Source organism: Bradyrhizobium sp. JYMT SZCCT0428, assembly GCF_018131075.1.
Classification (GTDB): domain Bacteria; phylum Pseudomonadota; class Alphaproteobacteria; order Rhizobiales; family Xanthobacteraceae; genus Bradyrhizobium.
The window spans coordinates 1-1,109 of sequence record NZ_JAFCLS010000175.1 but is presented as its reverse complement, the minus strand read 5'-3'; the positions used below and the strand labels follow the sequence as shown (position 1 = coordinate 1,109).

General features: G+C 55.3%; 1 protein-coding gene. It reads right to left on the bottom strand.

All coding sequences use genetic code 11. From position 1 onward, the window contains the following. Positions 1-50: 50 nt before the first annotated feature. Entirely contained in the window at positions 51-596 is a 546-nt protein-coding gene (locus JQ575_RS44255; RefSeq protein WP_212039437.1) for an NYN domain-containing protein, read from the bottom strand. Between the last annotated feature and the right edge of the window lie 513 nt (positions 597-1,109).

The window sequence follows — 1,109 nt, the reverse complement described above, 5'->3', positions numbered from 1 at the left end:
ACTGACCCAGTTGGGCGGCCTTTTGCGCCAGTCAAGGGAATGTTGTTTCCCTACGAAAACTCATCCCTTTGGTTGCGCCTCTCCTCCTTTGTCCGCCCTATGGCAGCCTTGAGATCGTGCAATTCGATGAACGTATCGGCCTGCCGACGCAATTCGTCAGCGACCATCGGAGGTTTCGTTCGCATGCTTGATACTACTGTAACGCGAGGACCGACGCGCTGGATTGCTTCTACAAGGCGACGAAAATCGCCGTCCCCGGAAAACAACACTATGTGGTCGACATACTTCGCAATCTCGAGCGCATTGACTGCGAGTTCAACTCCAATATTGCGCTTGTATTTCCGCCGGCCCTGAACATCATCGAACTCTTTAACCGGTGTCGTACGCACTGTGAAACCGTTATATTCGAGCCAGTCGATGAGGGGCCGGGTCGTTTCAAATTCTTCAGCGATGATCGTGTAGTAAAAAGCACGCACTAGCACGCCGCGCGCCCCGAACTCGGCAAGAAGCCTCCTGAAATCAATGCTGAAGTCCAAGGCTTTCGTCGCGTAGTGAAGGTTCAGGCCGTCGACAAAGAGCGCAACTTTTTCGGACATCGCCCCAACTCCCTTGATGCCGATAGGACTGCGGCGCATTACGGTCAAACTAAGATTGCCGGCAGGGCAGCGAGTTTTGTCCACTGGCTACAGCGTCGGCGCTTGTGTCGCTTGGGGTGCATCTGCGGTCGCGCGGACAATTCCTTTATCACTGGGCTCAGCGAACCGTTGAGTGCAATTCATATCCGGGCCATTACGGTCAGCCCGATGGAGTACCTCTAGCCCTGAGCTTCCGGTTGAACCTAAGTCCAACTTCGATTCACCGCGACTACATCGAACCGATAGACGCCTAAACTTTGTAGCCGCGTGTTGATCGTATCTGCCTCGGTCACCGGGCTGTAGCCTCCTCAACCGTCGGGCCGCTCAGAAACATGACTAAGGCCACACGGGCGTTACACCGTATGGCCTTTAGCCGGGACTGTCCCGCTCCTCGCAAGGATTCCGTCACCGGCTAGACAACAGCGAAACAAGCGGAAGCGTTCCCGAACCGCGCGGCAGTGCTTTCAGTACAAA

Coding starts and splice junctions, on each gene's coding strand:
- JQ575_RS44255 (WP_212039437.1), bottom strand. CDS start 596: ATGTCCGAAAAAGTTGCGCTCTTTGTCGACGGCCTGAACCTTCACTAC.